Annotated in this window: 12 protein-coding genes; 7 read left to right on the top strand and 5 right to left on the bottom strand. The window is 61.6% G+C overall.

Annotated features, from left to right (window positions below):
* Positions 1 to 13: 13 nt before the first annotated feature.
* The 5 genes from AC06FE_RS03110 to AC06FE_RS03090 all read left to right on the top strand — a co-directional run bounded on the left by AC06FE_RS03110 (position 14) and on the right by AC06FE_RS03090 (position 5,162).
* Positions 14 to 1,606 carry an EAL domain-containing protein gene (locus AC06FE_RS03110; RefSeq protein ID WP_265951455.1) on the top strand — a complete coding sequence of 531 codons (1,593 nt, stop codon included), beginning with the start codon at positions 14 to 16 and terminating at the stop codon, positions 1,604 to 1,606.
* Positions 1,607 to 1,667: 61 nt separating this feature from the next.
* Positions 1,668 to 2,432, top strand: coding sequence for a GntR family transcriptional regulator (locus tag AC06FE_RS03105; protein ID WP_019338253.1), 765 nt, complete (start codon positions 1,668 to 1,670; stop codon positions 2,430 to 2,432).
* A gap of 790 nt (positions 2,433 to 3,222) precedes the next feature.
* The gene (locus AC06FE_RS03100; protein WP_478072209.1) at positions 3,223 to 4,077 is read left to right on the top strand and encodes a hypothetical protein; all 855 of its coding nucleotides are present in this window, start codon (positions 3,223 to 3,225) and stop codon (positions 4,075 to 4,077) included.
* Between the two features lie 35 nt (positions 4,078 to 4,112).
* Positions 4,113 to 4,814: a DUF4145 domain-containing protein gene (locus AC06FE_RS03095; protein WP_080393019.1), complete on the top strand. Its 702-nt coding sequence runs from the start codon at positions 4,113 to 4,115 to the stop codon at positions 4,812 to 4,814.
* Between the two features lie 120 nt (positions 4,815 to 4,934).
* Positions 4,935 to 5,162, top strand: coding sequence for a hypothetical protein (locus AC06FE_RS03090; protein ID WP_057496146.1), 228 nt, complete (start codon positions 4,935 to 4,937; stop codon positions 5,160 to 5,162).
* A gap of 48 nt (positions 5,163 to 5,210) precedes the next feature.
* Here the strand turns inward: AC06FE_RS03090 and AC06FE_RS03085 are convergent, their stop codons facing one another.
* From AC06FE_RS03085 to AC06FE_RS03065, 5 genes are all read right to left on the bottom strand, one after another.
* Positions 5,211 to 7,130: an esterase/lipase family protein gene (locus AC06FE_RS03085; protein ID WP_478072208.1), complete on the bottom strand. Its 1,920-nt coding sequence runs from the start codon at positions 7,128 to 7,130 to the stop codon at positions 5,211 to 5,213.
* Positions 7,130 to 10,192: an efflux RND transporter permease subunit gene (locus tag AC06FE_RS03080; protein WP_265951452.1), complete on the bottom strand. Its 3,063-nt coding sequence runs from the start codon at positions 10,190 to 10,192 to the stop codon at positions 7,130 to 7,132. Before AC06FE_RS03080 ends, AC06FE_RS03085 begins: the two co-directional genes overlap by 1 nt.
* On the bottom strand, positions 10,189 to 11,190 hold the full coding sequence (locus AC06FE_RS03075) for an efflux RND transporter periplasmic adaptor subunit (RefSeq protein ID WP_478072207.1): 1,002 nt from the start codon (positions 11,188 to 11,190) through the stop codon (positions 10,189 to 10,191). Before AC06FE_RS03075 ends, AC06FE_RS03080 begins: the two co-directional genes overlap by 4 nt.
* Before the next feature lie 113 nt (positions 11,191 to 11,303).
* Entirely contained in the window at positions 11,304 to 12,095 is a 792-nt protein-coding gene (locus tag AC06FE_RS03070; RefSeq protein WP_019338261.1) for a MipA/OmpV family protein, read from the bottom strand.
* A gap of 10 nt (positions 12,096 to 12,105) precedes the next feature.
* The gene (locus AC06FE_RS03065; protein ID WP_265951450.1) at positions 12,106 to 13,509 is read right to left on the bottom strand and encodes an efflux transporter outer membrane subunit; all 1,404 of its coding nucleotides are present in this window, start codon (positions 13,507 to 13,509) and stop codon (positions 12,106 to 12,108) included.
* Positions 13,510 to 13,825: 316 nt separating this feature from the next.
* Here AC06FE_RS03065 and AC06FE_RS03060 point away from each other — a divergent pair, with 316 nt between their 5' ends.
* Both AC06FE_RS03060 and AC06FE_RS03055 read left to right on the top strand, forming a co-directional pair.
* Entirely contained in the window at positions 13,826 to 14,557 is a 732-nt protein-coding gene (locus AC06FE_RS03060; RefSeq protein ID WP_203226340.1) for a response regulator transcription factor, read from the top strand.
* Positions 14,554 to 15,744, top strand: coding sequence for a sensor histidine kinase (locus tag AC06FE_RS03055; protein WP_478072206.1), 1,191 nt, complete (start codon positions 14,554 to 14,556; stop codon positions 15,742 to 15,744). Before AC06FE_RS03060 ends, AC06FE_RS03055 begins: the two co-directional genes overlap by 4 nt.
* The last annotated feature ends 288 nt before the right edge of the window (positions 15,745 to 16,032 follow it).

Genomic DNA, 16,032 nt, shown 5'->3' with positions numbered 1-16,032 from the left:
CCATGAGGAACCAATGCGCAAGCCTTCCGCCAGGTGGCGATCTTCACGTCGGGCTCTTCACCTATCAGCCCCATACCTTCTGGGCACTGCGGTCGTCCTCGTTACCCTTGGGGCGGCTCAGCTGGCAGTAACCCAACGGGCCAGAGTTGACCTAGCGGACTACACGGCCGGGTTGCTGGCGCATGCGGAGGATGTGGCACGTGCAAGCGTCGATGGTCTCAACAGGGTGCTGCGGATCGGCGCAGAGCCCTGTGGCCCCAGAGACCTGGCCGAGTTGCGGCTGATCGCTTTTCACTCCCGCTACATAAAAGACGTTGGGCGGGTTATCAGCGGCCGGCTGCTTTGCACCGCAATGTGGGGCCGCCTGCCGACGCCCGTTGAGCTCGCTCCACCTCACCGCGTCGTGCGTGGCTATTCGCTCTGGCGGAGCGTGCCCGCTCCCGGGGACGACCGAATCAAGGTCGACCTGGCGTCTTACGGTAACGCCATCGTCACGACGGCGCCCACCGCGTTTGACCGGGTGTCCATGCCTGTTGGCAGCATAGGCGCGCTGGTGATCAGCCGTGACGGGAAGCACCACTTCCAAACCTTTGGGCATGCGTTTGACCTGACGTTGGGCAAGGACGGCTTGGCCGCGCCCTTGGCCGCTCACATATCAACTCGGGCGTGTAGCGACGAGTTTGATATCTGCGTTGTGTCTCAGGCACGGGCTGGCAGTCTTTGGGGTCAGCCTTCATGGACCGTCGCTTCCATACTCGCCCTCGCTTTGGTAGGGGGAGGGGGCTTGGGCGCGTTGCTAAAGGTCTCTCAGGGACGAAGACGAGCGCTTCATCGCATGCTTGCAAGGGCGATCAGGCACGGCGATATCGATTTGGTCTATCAGCCACTGCGGCGCTTGTCAGATCGGCGAATGGTGGGCGTGGAGGCTTTGGCGCGATGGCGTACCTTGGCCGGCGTTGACGTGCCGCCGGATACCTTCGTGCCCATGGCGGAGGAACAGGGGCTCGGAACGGCGCTGGCGAAGCTGGTGATCGTCAAGAGCCTGGAAGAGATGGGGCCTCGTCTACGCCGCGGGGACGGCTTCTACGCCAGCATCAATCTGTCCGCTCAGGACATTTTGGACAGCGAGCTGAGACATTTCCTGAGCGAGCAAACCGAAGCTTTCGGTGTTTCGCCAGCCGACGTAGTGTTGGAGTTTACGGAGCGGTCAACGGCATCACAGCAGGATCTTGCCGATGCGCTGGGGCAACTGGACCAAGCAGGTTTTCGCGTGTATCTGGATGACTTTGGGACGGGGTATTCCAACTTTGCCTACTTGGCAGACTTGCCCTTGGCAGGACTGAAGATGGACCGTCGTTTTACCAGGGCTATGGGCACCCTTTCACCGGCAAGCTACGCCGTCGAAGCCATTTGTGCGATGGCCAAGGCGTTGAGGCTGCCTCTTGTTGCCGAAGGGGTTGAGACCGAGCTGCAGGCCTTGGCGATGCACCGGCTCGTTCCCGAGGCGGTTGGCCAAGGCTGGTTGCTAGGAAAGCCATGCAAGGCCGACTCGCTACCCGACGACATGCTTGGGCTCACCAGCAATGGCAGTCCAGCGCCCGCCTGATGAAATCAGAGGCGTGCTGGTCTCAGAGGCTTGCGCGCAAAGGAACGGAAAGAGATACGAAGTGACCATCCCTGATAAAGCATTGTCCTCTAATGGCCATTCCAAGCCGCTCTACCACCTGCTTGCACAGTCGCTCGCAAGTGACATTGAGAGCGGGGCCTTCGCCGTCGGCAGCACGCTGCCGTCAGAAAAGAGCCTCACCTCAATCCATGGAGTCAGTCGTCAGACCGTCCGCCAGGCCCTTGCACTGCTGAGATCGCAGGGGCTGATCGCGTCCAGGCCTGGCGTGGGGTCCATCGTGCTGCCCGCACCCCAGGGAGCGGAGGCCTTCGCTCCGATCACGTCCGCGGAAGACCTTCGCGACTTTCTTGGAAAGACCGAACTGCACCAGGTCTCCCTGGGCCCTATCACTGTCAACGAGCGCCTTTCCGAGGTTCTGGAATGCCGAAGGGGCATCCAGCTCTCGGAGGCATGCTTCTTGCGGCGGCGCCCTCAGGCCCCTTTGCCAATGAGCGTCTTGCGGATCTATCTGCCGCCCCAGTATGCGGCAGCCCAGATCACGCCCGACGTCGCTCGTGGGCCGATCTATCAGAACCTGGAGCGTATGTTCGGGATTGCTGTGACAGAGGTCCGCCAAGATGTGACGGCGACGGTCCTCGACCAGGACACCGCGCGGCTGCTGCAGGCAGCGCCAGGCGATCCGGCGCTCCAAGTGGTTCGCTTCTACTACTCGGCGACGGGCAAGCCGGTGGAGGTCACCGTTGGTCATTACCCCAGTTCCCGTTATCGGCAAAGCGTGCGCTATGCGCTCCCACCCTCGGGGTGATCACCGCCGCAGCCCTGGGGGAAAAGCCGTGGTCCTCAAGGCCATCTTGATATGAGCGCAGTGCCTGTCTTGTCCGGTGCAACGGGCAGCGGCAACACATGTCTGGGAAATCCCACGGACCTGGTCTGATTCTCCAACCTGCAGCGATCAAGTTCGTGGTGGGCAATCTATACTAGGCTCGTGGGATCACTGATCCCCCCTTCTTGGTGCCAACACCGGCGCACAGGGAGGCGCAGTTCGAGTCCTGGTTTGGGTTGCAGGCTTCCCTGGTGGTCGATGCGTATGTCATCACTAAGGAGCTGAATATGACTTCAAACACACACATTGATTACGTTGTTCCACACGCAGAAGACGAAGGGCGCACGGATGCTTGCAGGGGTCCGGATGCAGTGTTCGACGGTCAGCAAGCTAAGGAAAGGAGCGAGGCGCACGGATGGCGCTTCGGTTTGTCCGTCCGTGGGTGGTTCAGAAGTGTCCTGTGGTCTGGTTGGTTGTTGGCGTGCCTCTCGCGGAGCCCAGTTGGGGAAGAGCTGCAACCCAAGTTGAAGGACGAATGCGCTTCACTGTGATGTCGTATCCAAGGGGAGGCTGGAAGGTTAGATTCCTTCCCTCCGCGCCAATTCACGAGGATGTCCGTTTTGGGTAGCCTCCGGCCATCGTGTCGCTTCTGAGCGCCGGGGCCAAAAACAAGTGCTCAGCCTGCCCAGTCAGGCTGTGGAGAGGCCCGGTAGCGTGTCGCGCTTGGCCTCGCCCAGGCAACCGCGACACGTCTCCCCAAGGCTGGTCGCTCATGCTCAAAGATTCCAACCCCCTCAGAACTCAGACCCCGCACGACGACTACCTCCTGCTGCGGGACTTCCTGGCCGACGGGGGATCCATTGACCGCGTGTTGTCGGCGGCTTGGGCGGTCGAGCGGGAACTGAAGGAGGCGCCCGAATCCGACGAGGTACGCAGGGCACAGGATCTGGCCGCCATGCTCGGCTATGGGCTGTCCTCCATTGATTACGTCGAGCTCGACAAGAAGCTTGAAGCGCTGAGGCGGGATTTCGATGACAAGGCAGCCGAGGGCATGCCCTTGTGTGATCGCGTTGATCGCTGGGCGACCATCGTCCTTTCCGCCGTCTCGACGTTGGAGAGCTGCTGCGAGTATGACCCGGGCCCGATTCCTAATCAGACGGGCATTCAGCGGTTCAAGTTCCTACTGGCCTTCCCATGGCTGTCCGAGCTCCAGAGGCTGAGCGACGCTCGCCAGGATCGCGAGGCATACGACGTCCGATCAAAACGCTGCGAAGCAATCGCGAGGATTCTTCGGGACAACCTCGCCGAGGGAAGAGCTCGAGCGCACTCGATGGTGCTACGCCGGTTCCGGAACGATGTGGTCGTTGATAGGCAGCTGAACAACTATCAGATTGTCGAGGGGAAAACGGGGGCATACGTGGAAGCTCTCGGGGAACTAGACGCGATCAGCGCCGACGAAGTCGATCATGCGATCGATCGCCTTTCTATGTGGAGTTCTTACACCGCAGGGTGGTGGAACCGATTCAATCAGACCCTCGACCACGCCTACGCAACCCATGCGAGGTGCTTGGTCGCCGACCCCCAGTTTTGGCGTGAGCAGATGCAGCCGTCGCTCGAGACCGAGTAAGGCAGCGCCTCGCCTAGCACAATCTAATTCTCGAAATGACCCTAAAAGAAACCACCAAGCTGGAAAGCTGCCCCTGCCGACGTTGCAGGCATGTCACCAATCATGAGGTGATCCATGAACACACCGAGCAGGGCGAAGTCCCCGACGACATTGCACTGAACTGGACGCACGAGTATCAGACCGTCCGCTGCCTGGGCTGCGGCACTGTTGCCTTCCGCATGGCCACTGGCACGAATGAAAACGTGGCGGAGGTGCGCCAAGGCGAGTGGGAATACGTGCCAGACGTTGAGATCTTCCCCACTCCCAACTTGGGCAGGGCAGCGCTGGAGTCCTCCCATCTGTTGCCAACCAAGGTCGAGCGCATCTACACGGAGACTCTGGCCTGTCTCAATGCGTCCAACCCGGTGCTCAGCGGCATTGGTATCCGCGCAATCGTGGAGACGGTCTGCAAAGACCAAGGTGCGGTTGGCAGAGACCTCTATCACAAGATCAACGATCTCAAGGATCGTCGGGGATTGACCGATGCTGGCGCCGCCATCCTTCACAACCTGCGCGTCCTGGGCAACAACGCTGCACATGAAGTCGCACCGCACAGCGTTGAGGAGTTGACATTGGCCCTTGAGGTCATCGATCACTTGCTGCTCGGCGTCTACGTCCTGCCCAAGCTGGCCAAGCGGACCTACGGCAGCGAAGAGGACGAGGACGAGTCCGAGCCTCAGCCACAAGAGCCTGTGTAGCGGCGTGTGTTGGGCTGGCCGAGGTGTCAGTCACTTAGGTTCGTTGAGGAGCCGCGCGGGGAGGGCGCTTTGGCTCCCTCTGCGGTTTGTCACCCTCTTGAGCCGTTATACGAGGTAGTTGTGCAGCAGTTCGGCGTATTCAAAGTTCAGAACTTGGCCATCTGTGACCATCCGGATGCGGCCACGCCTCCCATCCAGGCCGAGAAGATGCAGTGCTTGAAATGCTTCACGTTCCTGGATGCCACCAAGAGTGCAACGCTCGGCATCTGTGGAGCGCTGGAACTGAAGTGCTCGGCATGCGGCGTGCGTCAAATCGTCAGCAGAGCGGCGTTCTCCAAGACGAACTGAGACCAGTGGCCCCAACATGGGGCCACTTTGCCAAGAGCGCTAGCTTTCTTACTCCGAGCGAGCTGGCTCGGATTGTGGCGCTTCCAACCCCGCGTCCATGCGCAGGATACGCCGCAGTTCCAGAACGGCCTCTGGTGTCTGCTGCACGCTGTGACCACTCACGATGACCTTTTCCGAAGCAGCGCCGGCCAGGTGTGCGCTTCGGTAGGGAACGAAGCCATCCGTTGCGGTGGCCAAGTTCGTTGGGTTCTTCACAGCAATGATGGAGTGGTAGACCACGTCCGGGGAGATCGGAAGCTCGGCGATGTCTTTTACAAAGGGGTCGCTTTCCTTGAGGTTGTCAATGCTCAGTGGGAGGCGGCCCGATACGGTCGCCAAGACGGCCGCGCTGGCACTGTAACGTGTGGAGAGCCCTTGAGGGATCGAGGACAGCCGGGAGACAATCGCTGCAAGCACGCCTTCCGCAGATGGCGTTCCAAAGTGCGGGGTAGCGATGAAGACTGCCCGTCGCACTTCAGGCATCGGATCGAACTCCAGGAGTGGGGCCAGCTCCTCGCGCACTTTACTGGCGTCGTCACCCTTGCCCCTGAGCTCCTGCAGGGTCTGGTCAAGCAGATGACTGCCATTGCTTGAAGAAACCATCAGCCGTGTCAACAGCCCGCCCATGCTGTGCCCAACCACGACCATTCCATGAGAGGCCTTTGCGGCACCGGAAGGATCCATGTCCTTCAGTGTCTTCAGGACGGTCTCCCGGATCGCTTGATGGTTGTAGGGAAGCGGCAGGTTGGTGGGGTAATACATCAGCCAGACCTGGTAACGGGCCCTGAGATCATCGTCGCCAAGCACATCATTAGCAGTATTGACCCACGCCTCAGGGCTGCTGGCCAAGCCATGCAACATCAGAACCACTCGCCGGTTTGGGTCGAACGGCTGCAGCATGTAGAGGTGCGGCTTGTCCAAGCTCTTGTCCATGTCCAAGAGCGTGCGGATGGCCTCGGTGGCGAAGTTGGAGCGTGCCAACCATACGCCGTAGCCGGCAGTGAAGTTGGCGGCCAGGGGCACATTCTCTCCCTTGATGGCGGCCGCGCTCTCCAACAGTGGGTCGAACGCCCTAAGGGTCGCCGAACGTGACGCAAGCACCTGCTGCACGTCATCGCCGTGGAAGTCCAACAAGCACGTAACGTTTGGAGCCGGCATCGCGCTGTAGCCCCCCGCCAACGGAAGGTCGGACGGGGGCGAAGTTTGGGAGCCGAAGGTCCCCGCGGGGAGGACGGCCACCATTTCTGCCCCAAAGCCATCGCGACGGAAGGCATTGCGGATCCCACCAAACCCAATGCTGGAGGCGGCCAGGAGTTCTTTGGGGAAGCTGACGTATCCGTTCTCTCGAAGGCCCGACATGTCCAGCCTCAAATTCCATCCGGCCGGAGTTGGCAGGCTCCCACTCGTAATCGGGTTGGCGCTGTCTCCCTGCCGATAGCGTCGGAACAGGCTTGCAGTAACGTTCTCCACTGAATAGTTGTAGTAATCCCGGATCTGAGTATCCCGTTCGCGGGGTGCCAAACTTGAAGCGCTTTGCTGGAACACCAGAAAGTAAGCATAGGAATAGCGGGCGGCCTTCAGCCAAGCGTCCATCGTCCGATCACTGTCGGGCGATGTCCGAGAAACCTCTGCAGCATAGGCAACCCACAGCTCCGCCGAGGCAGCCAGGGAGTCTTCGGTCTTGATTTCGTCCGACTCGATGAGAGTTCCAGAGCAGGACTCGGGCGCCGACAAGCAGGCTTTCGTGTCTAAAGACAGCAGGCCCATCTCCTGTCGGGTGGCTGGGCTCAGTTCGCCGGTGCTAAGGATGTCGCCACGGCGCTGCTCAAAGTAGCGCTCTGGGGACACGTTCTTGATTTTGACCATGGCGCAACCGCTCAAAAGTGCGGCGCACAGCACAGCGGCGACGCGATTGATGTTCTGCGCCATCAGCGCGCATCCTCCGGTCGAATACGAAGGCTGAACAGCCAGTCGTATAGGGCTGGAATGAGGCCCAACGTCACGAGGGTTCCCAGCGCCAAACCACCGATCATCGTGATCGCCATGCCAGTCCAAAGCGGGCCGGCGAACACCATCAAGGGCACCAGGCCGACGATGCAGGTGAGCTTGGTCATGAGGATCGGACGGAGCCGCTTCACTGCCGCCGATACGACTGCCTCGCGCCGCGGCAGCCCCTCTTCAAGCTCAGCCTCAATGCGCTCCAGCAGCAGGACTGCGTTGTTGACGATGATGCCGGCCAACGCAAGCAACCCAAACGTGGCCATGAAGCCGAACGGGTAGCCGGTGACCAACAGTGCCAGCGAGGCGCCGATGAGGACAAATGGAATGCTGGCGACGACGATGAAGGCCTTTCGGAACGAGTTGAACTGCCAAACGAACAAGAGAAGGATGGCGCCGAGCGCGTGGGGCATGAAGCCCAGCAAGGCGTCGTTGGCCTCCGCCGCATCCTCCATCTCGCCTCCCAGCTCAATGCGGTAGCCAGGCGGTAGCTTGATGGCCGCGATCTCGGACTTGAGGGCGGCGACAATTTCGCTGGTGGTCATCCCGGGGTTCTTGCCCGTGACTGTCAGCGACCGCATCAAGTTGCGGCGCACGATCGTGGACGGCTCACTGGACGCTTCGACCGTGGCAATCGCGCCCAACGGCACTGCCTTTCCGGATGCGCTGGAATAGACCAAAGTGTCCTCGGGACGAGCGGTCGGTGATCGCTCGCTGGCAGTGGAGCGCAGGATTACGGGCGTGGCCGTGCCATCGCTGTGCAGGCGGGTGGCCTCGGCGCCGCTGTAGCGATAGCGTAGCGACTCAGCGATATCGTTGTTGCTCACGCCCGCCGCTTTCGAATTGGCCGCGTCTACCTTGATGGTGTAGCTAGGAGTGCGCTTTCCCCAATCGTCGTAGACATCCTGCGTGCCGCCGAGCGTCGCGAGTTTTGCGCTCACTTCCTCACCGATGCGGCGCAGTTCATCCTCGTCTGGCCCATAGATCCGATAGACGGCCATGCCGGCTTCCGTTGTGCCGAGGGAAAACCGTTTGGGATCGGCCCGCACCGTTGGATAGGCAGCCAGAACGTGCTCCCGGGCACGGCGGATCACAGCATCGATATCCGTCCCCTGGGCAACGCTCACGGTGAAGTAGCCCACGTTGGACGCAGGAAGCGGCGGTGTCAGGCCCAGCACGATCCGCGGTCCGCCGTCGGCGACGTAGCCGATGCTCTCAGTGACTTCCGGGTTCTGCTTTCTGTCAGCAAACCAAGCGCTGAGTTCTGTAACCACTTTTCTGGTTTCAGTCGATGCCGCGCCTGGCTCCAGCGTGACTGGCATCTGGAACTGTAGGCGATCCGACTTCGGCAGGAAGTCGTAGGGCAGCGACGTCAGGATGACCAGTGCACCGGTCAGCAGCGCTGCCATCGTCCCCATGAAGACCACTTTGTGGTCCAACACCTTGGCGATGATGCGACTGTAGCCTTTGTAAAGCCGGCTCTGATACTGACCGTCATCCTCAGCGTGGACGTGGACCTTGGCGAATCGGATGCACAGCAGGGGCGTCACGGTGATGCTCAAGATCCAGGAGCCCAGCAGCGTGACGGCCAAGACGATCGCCAAGGATCGCAGGTATTCGTTTGTGGAGGTCTGACCAAAGAAGAACGGGGAGAACGCCAGGATGATCACCAGCGAGGACGTGAGAAGCGGGATGGCCAGCGTCCTTCCAGCGTCCACGCAGGCGCTTATCCGCTCCTGGCCATGTGCAAGGCGGCGCTCAATGTCCTCGGCAATGACAATGCCGTTGTCGACCAGCAGTCCCAGTGCCAGGATGATGGCCGCGATCGACACCGTTTGGAGTTCCACGCCGAGCGCGCGCATCGCCACCAACGAGCCAAGGATGGTCAGCGGGACAATAGCTCCAACGATGAGCCCGGTCCTCCAGCCCAGGAAGAGCATGACGACCGCCATGACGATGACCACGGTCTCGCCCATGACGTGGTGCATCTTGCCCATTTCGCGTTCCACCACGTCCGGCTGGAACGTCACTACGTGCTGCTCGAAGCCGACCGGCAGGGCCGACTGGGTGCGATCCAACGCTGCACGCAAGTCCTTGCCAAAGGTCTCAATGCTGTAGCCCTTGGCCATAGAGACGGCCACGACGATGGCAGGCTTCCCTTTGTAGAGCGCGCCTCCCTCCGGCGGGTCCGGTGGCAGAATCCGAACATCGGCCAGATCCCCCAGCCGTATGACTTGGCTCTCCTTGGCATTAGGTACGCTGACCAACACGTCGGCCAGATCGTGGGCGCTGCGGACCTGGCTGTCAGCAGAAAGGGTCAGCGAGAGACCGGCGGCAATGGCTTCCCCGCCCGGCGAAAGAACATTCTTGTCCTTGAGTTGGTCAATGATCCCGTTGGGGGTGGCGCCGGTCGAGGCCAGCTTGGACCTGTCGAAGTCCACGTAAACCCGGTCCTCCTGCAGTCCATACATGGTCACCCGCTCGACGCCCGGCAGACGATAGAGCTCTTCCCGCATGGCGCGCAGCGGTCCCATCATTTCGCTTGTGCTGAATCCGGGGGCGGTCACCGCAATGGAGGCCACGGCGACGCGTCCGAAGTCGTCGTCCACCAGCGGCCCTTGAGTGCCCGGCGGCAGTTCGGCGCTGGCCTCAGCTGCCTTGGCGCGCACACGCTGCCAAAGGGTGGGCAAATCATCGACGCTGTCCTGCGCCGTCAATTGGATCAGGGCACTGCCAGGACGGATGGTCGACACGACTCGCTTGATGCCGGCCACCTCTCGCAGCCGCTCCTCCAGCGGCTTGGCAATGCGCTCTTCCACTTCCTCGCTGGGCAGGCCCGGCAGAGCAGCGGACACGAGCGCTTCACGGATGGTGACGGACGGCTCTTCTTGAGAGGGAAAGCCAAAGAAGGTGAAGATACCGCCGAACAGAAGCAGCAGGCAGGCGAACACCGTCAAACGGCTGGATTTTATCGCCGACTGGGTAAGGTTCATCGGTTTTCCCCTTGTCCGAGCTGGGACTGGCTTTTGTAGGGCCGAACTTTCTGACCATCCGTGAGGTAGCTGGCCCCCGCCGTGACGATCACAGCGTCTTCGGCCAACCCTCCGAGGATTTCGACTTGGCTTCCCTGGTAGCTGCCGACGCGAACGCGAACTTTCTTCACGGTCTGCTGAGCCGCGGAGTAAACAAAGACATCCGCCGCGCCGGCGGTGCTGCTGGGGACGAGGCTTGAGAGCGGCACCGTCAGGGTCTTGTTCGCGTTGTCGACCTGAACCAACACGTGAATCAGTGAGCCGGGTAGGAGGGGCGCCCCACCGTCCGCAGCTTCCAAGAGAACCGGCACAGTTCCTGCGGTCGATTCGTGCTGTGCAACCGAACGCAGAGTCAGGGGGACCAATACGTTGCCGTCCTGCCGTGCAGATGCTGCGGCCCCTGCCTGGAGGGCCTTGGCGAGGTAGGCCGGTACGTCGGCTGCAACTTCCGTCTGCCCGCTGCCCTGCACGTCCAGAATCGCTTGGCCTGCGGTGACGTCAACGGTCGGTTCGCTATGGCGAGCGATGACTTGCCCGTCAAATGGCGCTCGGATGATGCTGTGATCGACCGCGCGCTGAGCCAGGGTCACATCGGCCTGAGCACTATTGAGTTCCGCCTTGGACGCTTCCAGGGCGGCGCGAGCCTGAGTCAAGCTGACCTGCGCAACGGCACCGTCCTTGAACATCGCTTCTTGTTGGTTGAACTGAAGCTGGCGTTCGGCCAGCGCTGCGCGGGCCGCGTTCAGCTGGGCGCTGGCCCGGGCGAACTGTTGCTGGACGGGAAGTGGGTCCAAGACTGCGAGAACTTGGCCTTTGGCAATCGCGTCGCCGATATCGACATGGATTGCTTTGATCCGTCCCGCCTGCTCAAAACTGAGCTGCGCCCTGGAGGACCGGCGAACCGTGCCGATGAACTCAGCCGAGGTGCGTGCCCCTCGCTCTGCCGTTTCAACCTTCACGCTTCGCACCGGCGCGGGCGGCGTGGGCTCTTGGCTGCAGGCGGACAGCGCGGCGAGGGAGAGGGCGAGAAGGGCGCGCATCGATAGCGGTGGGAGGAAGGCCATTTTCTGTCTCAGTAGGTGTAGGTGAGGGCCACGTTCCCGAAGACGCTGTTGCGCCGCTCAATGATGGAGCTGCCGCTCACGTCGTGCGCGTAGCGCATCGCATTGATCTGCGCGATGCCCATCCAACGATCGCCGAACTTGTGCTCCCAGCGAACGCCGGCGGCGTAGGCATTGATGCCCGAGTCGGCAGAGAACGCCCGGCGTCCGGTAGCGTCCGCCTGAGCGATGCTGACCCCGTAGTAGGCTTGGTTGAAATCCCGATCGCCGCCGTGCACATCTGCTGTGAGAAACACGTCGTTGGCATCGCCGTTGAAGAGCTTTGCTTCCGCCCCCAAGCGGTAGCGAAGACGGTGCGCCGAAGACCGCAGGGCGTATTCCGCTTCCGCTGAGACATTGAAGCGATCGCCCAAGGGTTGAACCAGCATGGTCTTCGTGGTGACCGAGCCTGGAACGCGGCCCATGCCCTTCAAGGAATCTGAGCCAGGGCGCCATGAGCTGTCCCTCTCCAAGCGGCCCAAGTCGTAGTAGATCGACTGGGAGAGATAGAGGCCATTGCCAAACTGATACTGCAGGCCCGCCCCGCGGGTCGAGTCGGCGAAGAGGATGCCCCGCTGAACGGACAGCACGGGGACAAGGATCGCTTGGCTCTCATCCGAGCCCGCGTAGAGCGGGCCGTAGAGCACGCCGGCCCCAAAAGTGGCCTCCATCTTGTCGCCCCACAGGCCGCCGGCGTGAGCGGCCGGTGCCGCCAGAAGCACGGCCAATCCAAGCAGGACGGTTGATTTGGTCTTGGTGATCATATTGGAAACCTCAGTGGGAGTCGGAAGGGGAGGGATGGGCAGGAGCCGTGGCATAGAACGCGTGCGACAGAGCGATCCGGGAAAGGGCAAAGTCCTGCTGAGCAGCGACGCGGTCTGCCGTGGCATTGCCCGCGTCAATCTCGGCCTGCGGTCGGTTCATGGCGTCTTGCAGGCCTGCATCAATTCGTTGGATCAGTCGGCCCGTCTTTCCGACGGCAGCGAGCTCCTTCCTGCGAGCTGCGGTGTAGGCCTGCTCGGCCTGGCTTCGGCTGCCAAGGGCATCGGCGACATCGACAAACGCGCGTTGGACGGCCTTCTCGTACTGCACGACCCCTTGCTGTTGACGGATCCATGCGAGATCCAGCGCCTGCTTGTTCCGACCGAAGTCGAAAATGGGAAGCCGCAGGCTGGGGGTGAACGTCCAAGCTTTCGAGGCAGAGAAGAGGCCACCCAAACTCTCGCTGGCCGAGCCAAGCGAGGTGGTAAGTTGGATGGACGGGAAGAAGGCCGCGCGTGCGGCGCCGATGTCAGCGTGAGCTGCTTGTAACTGGGCTTCTGCCTCAAGCACCTCGGGGCGGTGGTAGAGCACGGAAGAATCCAGACCACCGTAACGGACCGCGTCACCCGAGCCGTCGACGAATAGCGACAGGTTTGGGCTTGGCAGCGCTGAGTCAAACCCAACCAGAAATCGCAGGGCCCGCTCTTGGGCCTTTGATGCCTCGGCAGCCTTGGCCGCGTTTGCATCCGCTTGTGCAGCCAAGCTCTCCGCGTCGCGAAGATCGTCGGAGGCGATCATGCCAAGCGCTTGCCGGCGCTCAGCGAGGCGGAGCTGTTCCCGAGTGCCGCTGGCCACCACCCCGGCCTGGGCTTCGGCTTCTTTGGCCGCAGAGTAGAGGACGTAGGCGCGGAGCGTTTCGCCAATGAGCGCTCCCCGGGCCGCGTCGCGGCCGTGTTGAGATGCTTCCCACCGGAGCCCTTCGGCAGCGGCAAGCGACCTGAGGCGCCCGAAGAAGTCGGGATCGAACTCTGACAGTCCGACGGTCGCCATGGATAGATGCTGCTGGTAGCGCTCGTCCAGAGCGGGATCGCCGAATCGCTGTTTGCTTTTGACGATCTGCCCATCCAGCCGTGGCAATCGTGCACTGTTGCTCTGACCGGCCTGCGCTCGCGCGAGTCGCACGTTGAGCTCCGCAAGCCGGTAGTCGGGGCTGCGACACAGCGCCGCCTGGATCATGGCGTCCAACTGGCCGCCCTTGACTGTCGCCCGGACAAAACCAATGTCTTCCGCGCGCATCCGCTCCGAGCAACGCGCTCCGTTGGTAGGCGAAACAGTCGTAGAGCTGAGCTGTTCGGGAACGACGGCGGCGGGACGGACGTATTGGGGGGACAAAGAACACCCTGCCAACGCAGCCATCCCTAAGACAGCTGCCGAACTCACCAGAGCTGGTCCGAACCAGCGGAAGGCCGAGCAAGTAATCACGGATTAACCAACGTTCGCCAGAGAAGTGCGCGAAGCTTGAAGGCCTCTCCTCAAGGTTCTTTGTGCTCTTTGTTGAGATTCGATCAAGCCTCAGAAAAAAGCACAGCTTCCTCAGCTGCGAGCGTCGTTTCTGAACCGACATGCTGAAAATCGTGACGATCTGCAGCGTCTTGGTGGCAGACGCGCCGGTGTAGTGGTAAGAATGGCGCGCCGTTTCGACGGTTTCCGCCCAAATATCAAGATTTCATCAATGACTTTTTCGGATTCTATGAATTCGGCTCCCATCCCCTCGAACGACAAGCGCGTCCTGGTCGTTGAGGACGACGCGGACGGCGCCAGTATCCTGGAGGCCTACCTTCGCAAGGAGGGTTTTTTTGTGGCGGTGGCCCACGATGGCCTGCAGGCCTTGGAGCTTTTCGCGCAGTGGCGTCCGCATCTGGTGTTACTGGACATCATGCTGCCGAAGATGAGCGGCATTGACGTGCTGTCGGCCATTCGCAAAGCGGGCGACACGCCCGTGATCATGGTGACCGCCGTCGGGGACGAGCCGGACAAGCTAGGTGCGCTGCGATACGGAGCAGACGACTACGTGGTCAAGCCCTACAGCCCTCGCGAGGTTGTGGCTCGGGTTCATGCCGTGCTGCGCCGGGTGGTGCCTGGTCGAGGAAAGGAAAAGGTCCTCCAGCACGGGCGGCTCACCGTAGACGGAGAGGCCGTAAGGGTGCTGGTTGAAGCGGAGGCCTCCGGGTCTCCATCCGTCGTCGAGCTGACTCCCACCGAATTCAACATCCTTTATGCGCTCCTGCGCACCCCCTTCAAGGCCTTCACGCGCGCGGAGCTGCTGGAAGGGGTTGCCGCCACCAGCGATTCGCTGAATCGCGTGGTCGACACGCATGTTCACAACATTCGCAAGAAGCTCGAGCACCACGGGATTACCGGTGTTCTGGTGACGGTGCGCGGCGTGGGATACAGGTTCCAATGAGGCCTGGTCGCCATCCACGAGCGCCCAACTCCCTATGGACTTGGGTCGGCCTTCGAATGAGCGGGCTGGCCGTGGGGGCAGTGAGCTGCGTGGCGCTTGGGATGTGGCTGCATTTCCAGCTGAAGGATGAGCGCATCCTCAGCACGCTACCGCCCCAAGTACAGCAAGAGGTGCGGCGGCTTGTGGCAGATCCGCATTTGGACGAAGCGCGGCTATGGGCGCTGTTTCAGGCCAATTACGCCATCGAGAACTTCTTGCCGGGCCTGCGAAATCCCGATTGGTTCACCCTTCTCGCGTTGCTGGTGACGTCTGTTCCTTTCATCTTCGTCTTTGGCTTCATGATGTCTCGCCCGCTATCGAGGCAATTCAGCTCGGTGGCAAAAGCGGCGAGGCAGGTGGCCGAGGGGGACTTCTCGGCTCGGGCAGCAGTGAGTCCGCATGCCCCCCAGGAGCTGGCCGGCTTGGCCGACGACTTCAACGAGATGTCGTCTCGCCTGGAGCAATATGAGCGCGAGATCAGGGACTCCAGTGCAATGCTGGCCCACGAGCTCAGGACCCCGTTGAACGCTGCGATGGGGCGCATTCAAGGGATGGTGGACGATGTCTTTCCGCACTCCAATGATCAACTCTTGCTGGTTCACCGGCAGCTGGAGCAGATCAACCGCATCGTCGGCGACCTCCATCTGCTGTCGATGGCGCGGGCTGGAGCCCTGAGCCTGGAAGAAGAGCGGTTTGCGCTCGCAGTTCTGGTGCTCGAGCGCATTCAGTGGGTGGAGCTGGAGCTCCAAGCTGCGGGGGTTGCTTGCCAGTTGGATCTGGACGCCGGCATCGAGGTCCAGGCCGACCGGCTGCGGATGGGCCAAGTGGTGACCATCGTGGTGGACAACCTGCTGAGGTATGCATCCAGCGGCGGAATCATGGACGTATCGCTCAGGCAGGAGGGGACGCGGGTGACGCTCATTGTTGGCGACCGTGGGCCAGGGGTCGACGAGGCCGACCTCCCGCGTGTCCAGGACCGCTTTTGGAGGGCGGATCGGTCCAGGGCCCGGCACTCGGGTGGCTCCGGACTTGGCCTCTCCATTGCGGGCGCCATATGCGCTGCCCACGGTGGCGTGCTGACAGTCCGGAATCGAATGGGGGGAGGCTTGGAGGTGGTGGTCTCGATCAACCGAGACCGGGCCCACTGAGCGGGGCAGTGCCAGAGGGCGGCGCGAAGGTTCAGCCCATCTCGCAGCTTCAGCGTGACCATCTAGGCGGTCGCAGAAGCGCATAGCGTCGGCTTGGATAGATCGGGCTGGTGGGAGGAGGGAGGTCGAGATTGGAGACGCTTGTAGTCGGTGGAAGCACTATCTATATCTATTGAACTGATTGTGTATGGACATTCGCCAGATACTGCCGTGGGGCACCGGCTGCAAAGGGGCACGGTCAGGCTAGAGCTGTAAGAGTGCAAGGTGCTAGTAGGTGCGATTAGGCTG

The sequence above is a fragment of the Stenotrophomonas sp. Steno-C18 genome (assembly GCF_056393195.1).
This window is presented reverse-complemented; position numbering and strand designations above follow the sequence as displayed.

Bases quoted from the DNA above. Each gene is read 5' to 3' on its own strand.
- AC06FE_RS03070 (WP_019338261.1), bottom strand. From the start codon at position 12,095: ATGATCACCAAGACCAAATCAACCGTCCTGCTTGGATTGGCCGTGCTT.
- AC06FE_RS03080 (WP_265951452.1), bottom strand. From the start codon at position 10,192: ATGAACCTTACCCAGTCGGCGATAAAATCCAGCCGTTTGACGGTGTTC.
- AC06FE_RS03095 (WP_080393019.1), top strand. From the start codon at position 4,113: ATGACCCTAAAAGAAACCACCAAGCTGGAAAGCTGCCCCTGCCGACGT.
- AC06FE_RS03110 (WP_265951455.1), top strand. From the start codon at position 14: ATGCGCAAGCCTTCCGCCAGGTGGCGATCTTCACGTCGGGCTCTTCAC.
- AC06FE_RS03065 (WP_265951450.1), bottom strand. From the start codon at position 13,509: ATGGCTGCGTTGGCAGGGTGTTCTTTGTCCCCCCAATACGTCCGTCCC.
- AC06FE_RS03085 (WP_478072208.1), bottom strand. From the start codon at position 7,130: ATGGCGCAGAACATCAATCGCGTCGCCGCTGTGCTGTGCGCCGCACTT.
- AC06FE_RS03055 (WP_478072206.1), top strand. From the start codon at position 14,554: ATGAGGCCTGGTCGCCATCCACGAGCGCCCAACTCCCTATGGACTTGG.
- AC06FE_RS03100 (WP_478072209.1), top strand. From the start codon at position 3,223: ATGCTCAAAGATTCCAACCCCCTCAGAACTCAGACCCCGCACGACGAC.
- AC06FE_RS03060 (WP_203226340.1), top strand. From the start codon at position 13,826: ATGACTTTTTCGGATTCTATGAATTCGGCTCCCATCCCCTCGAACGAC.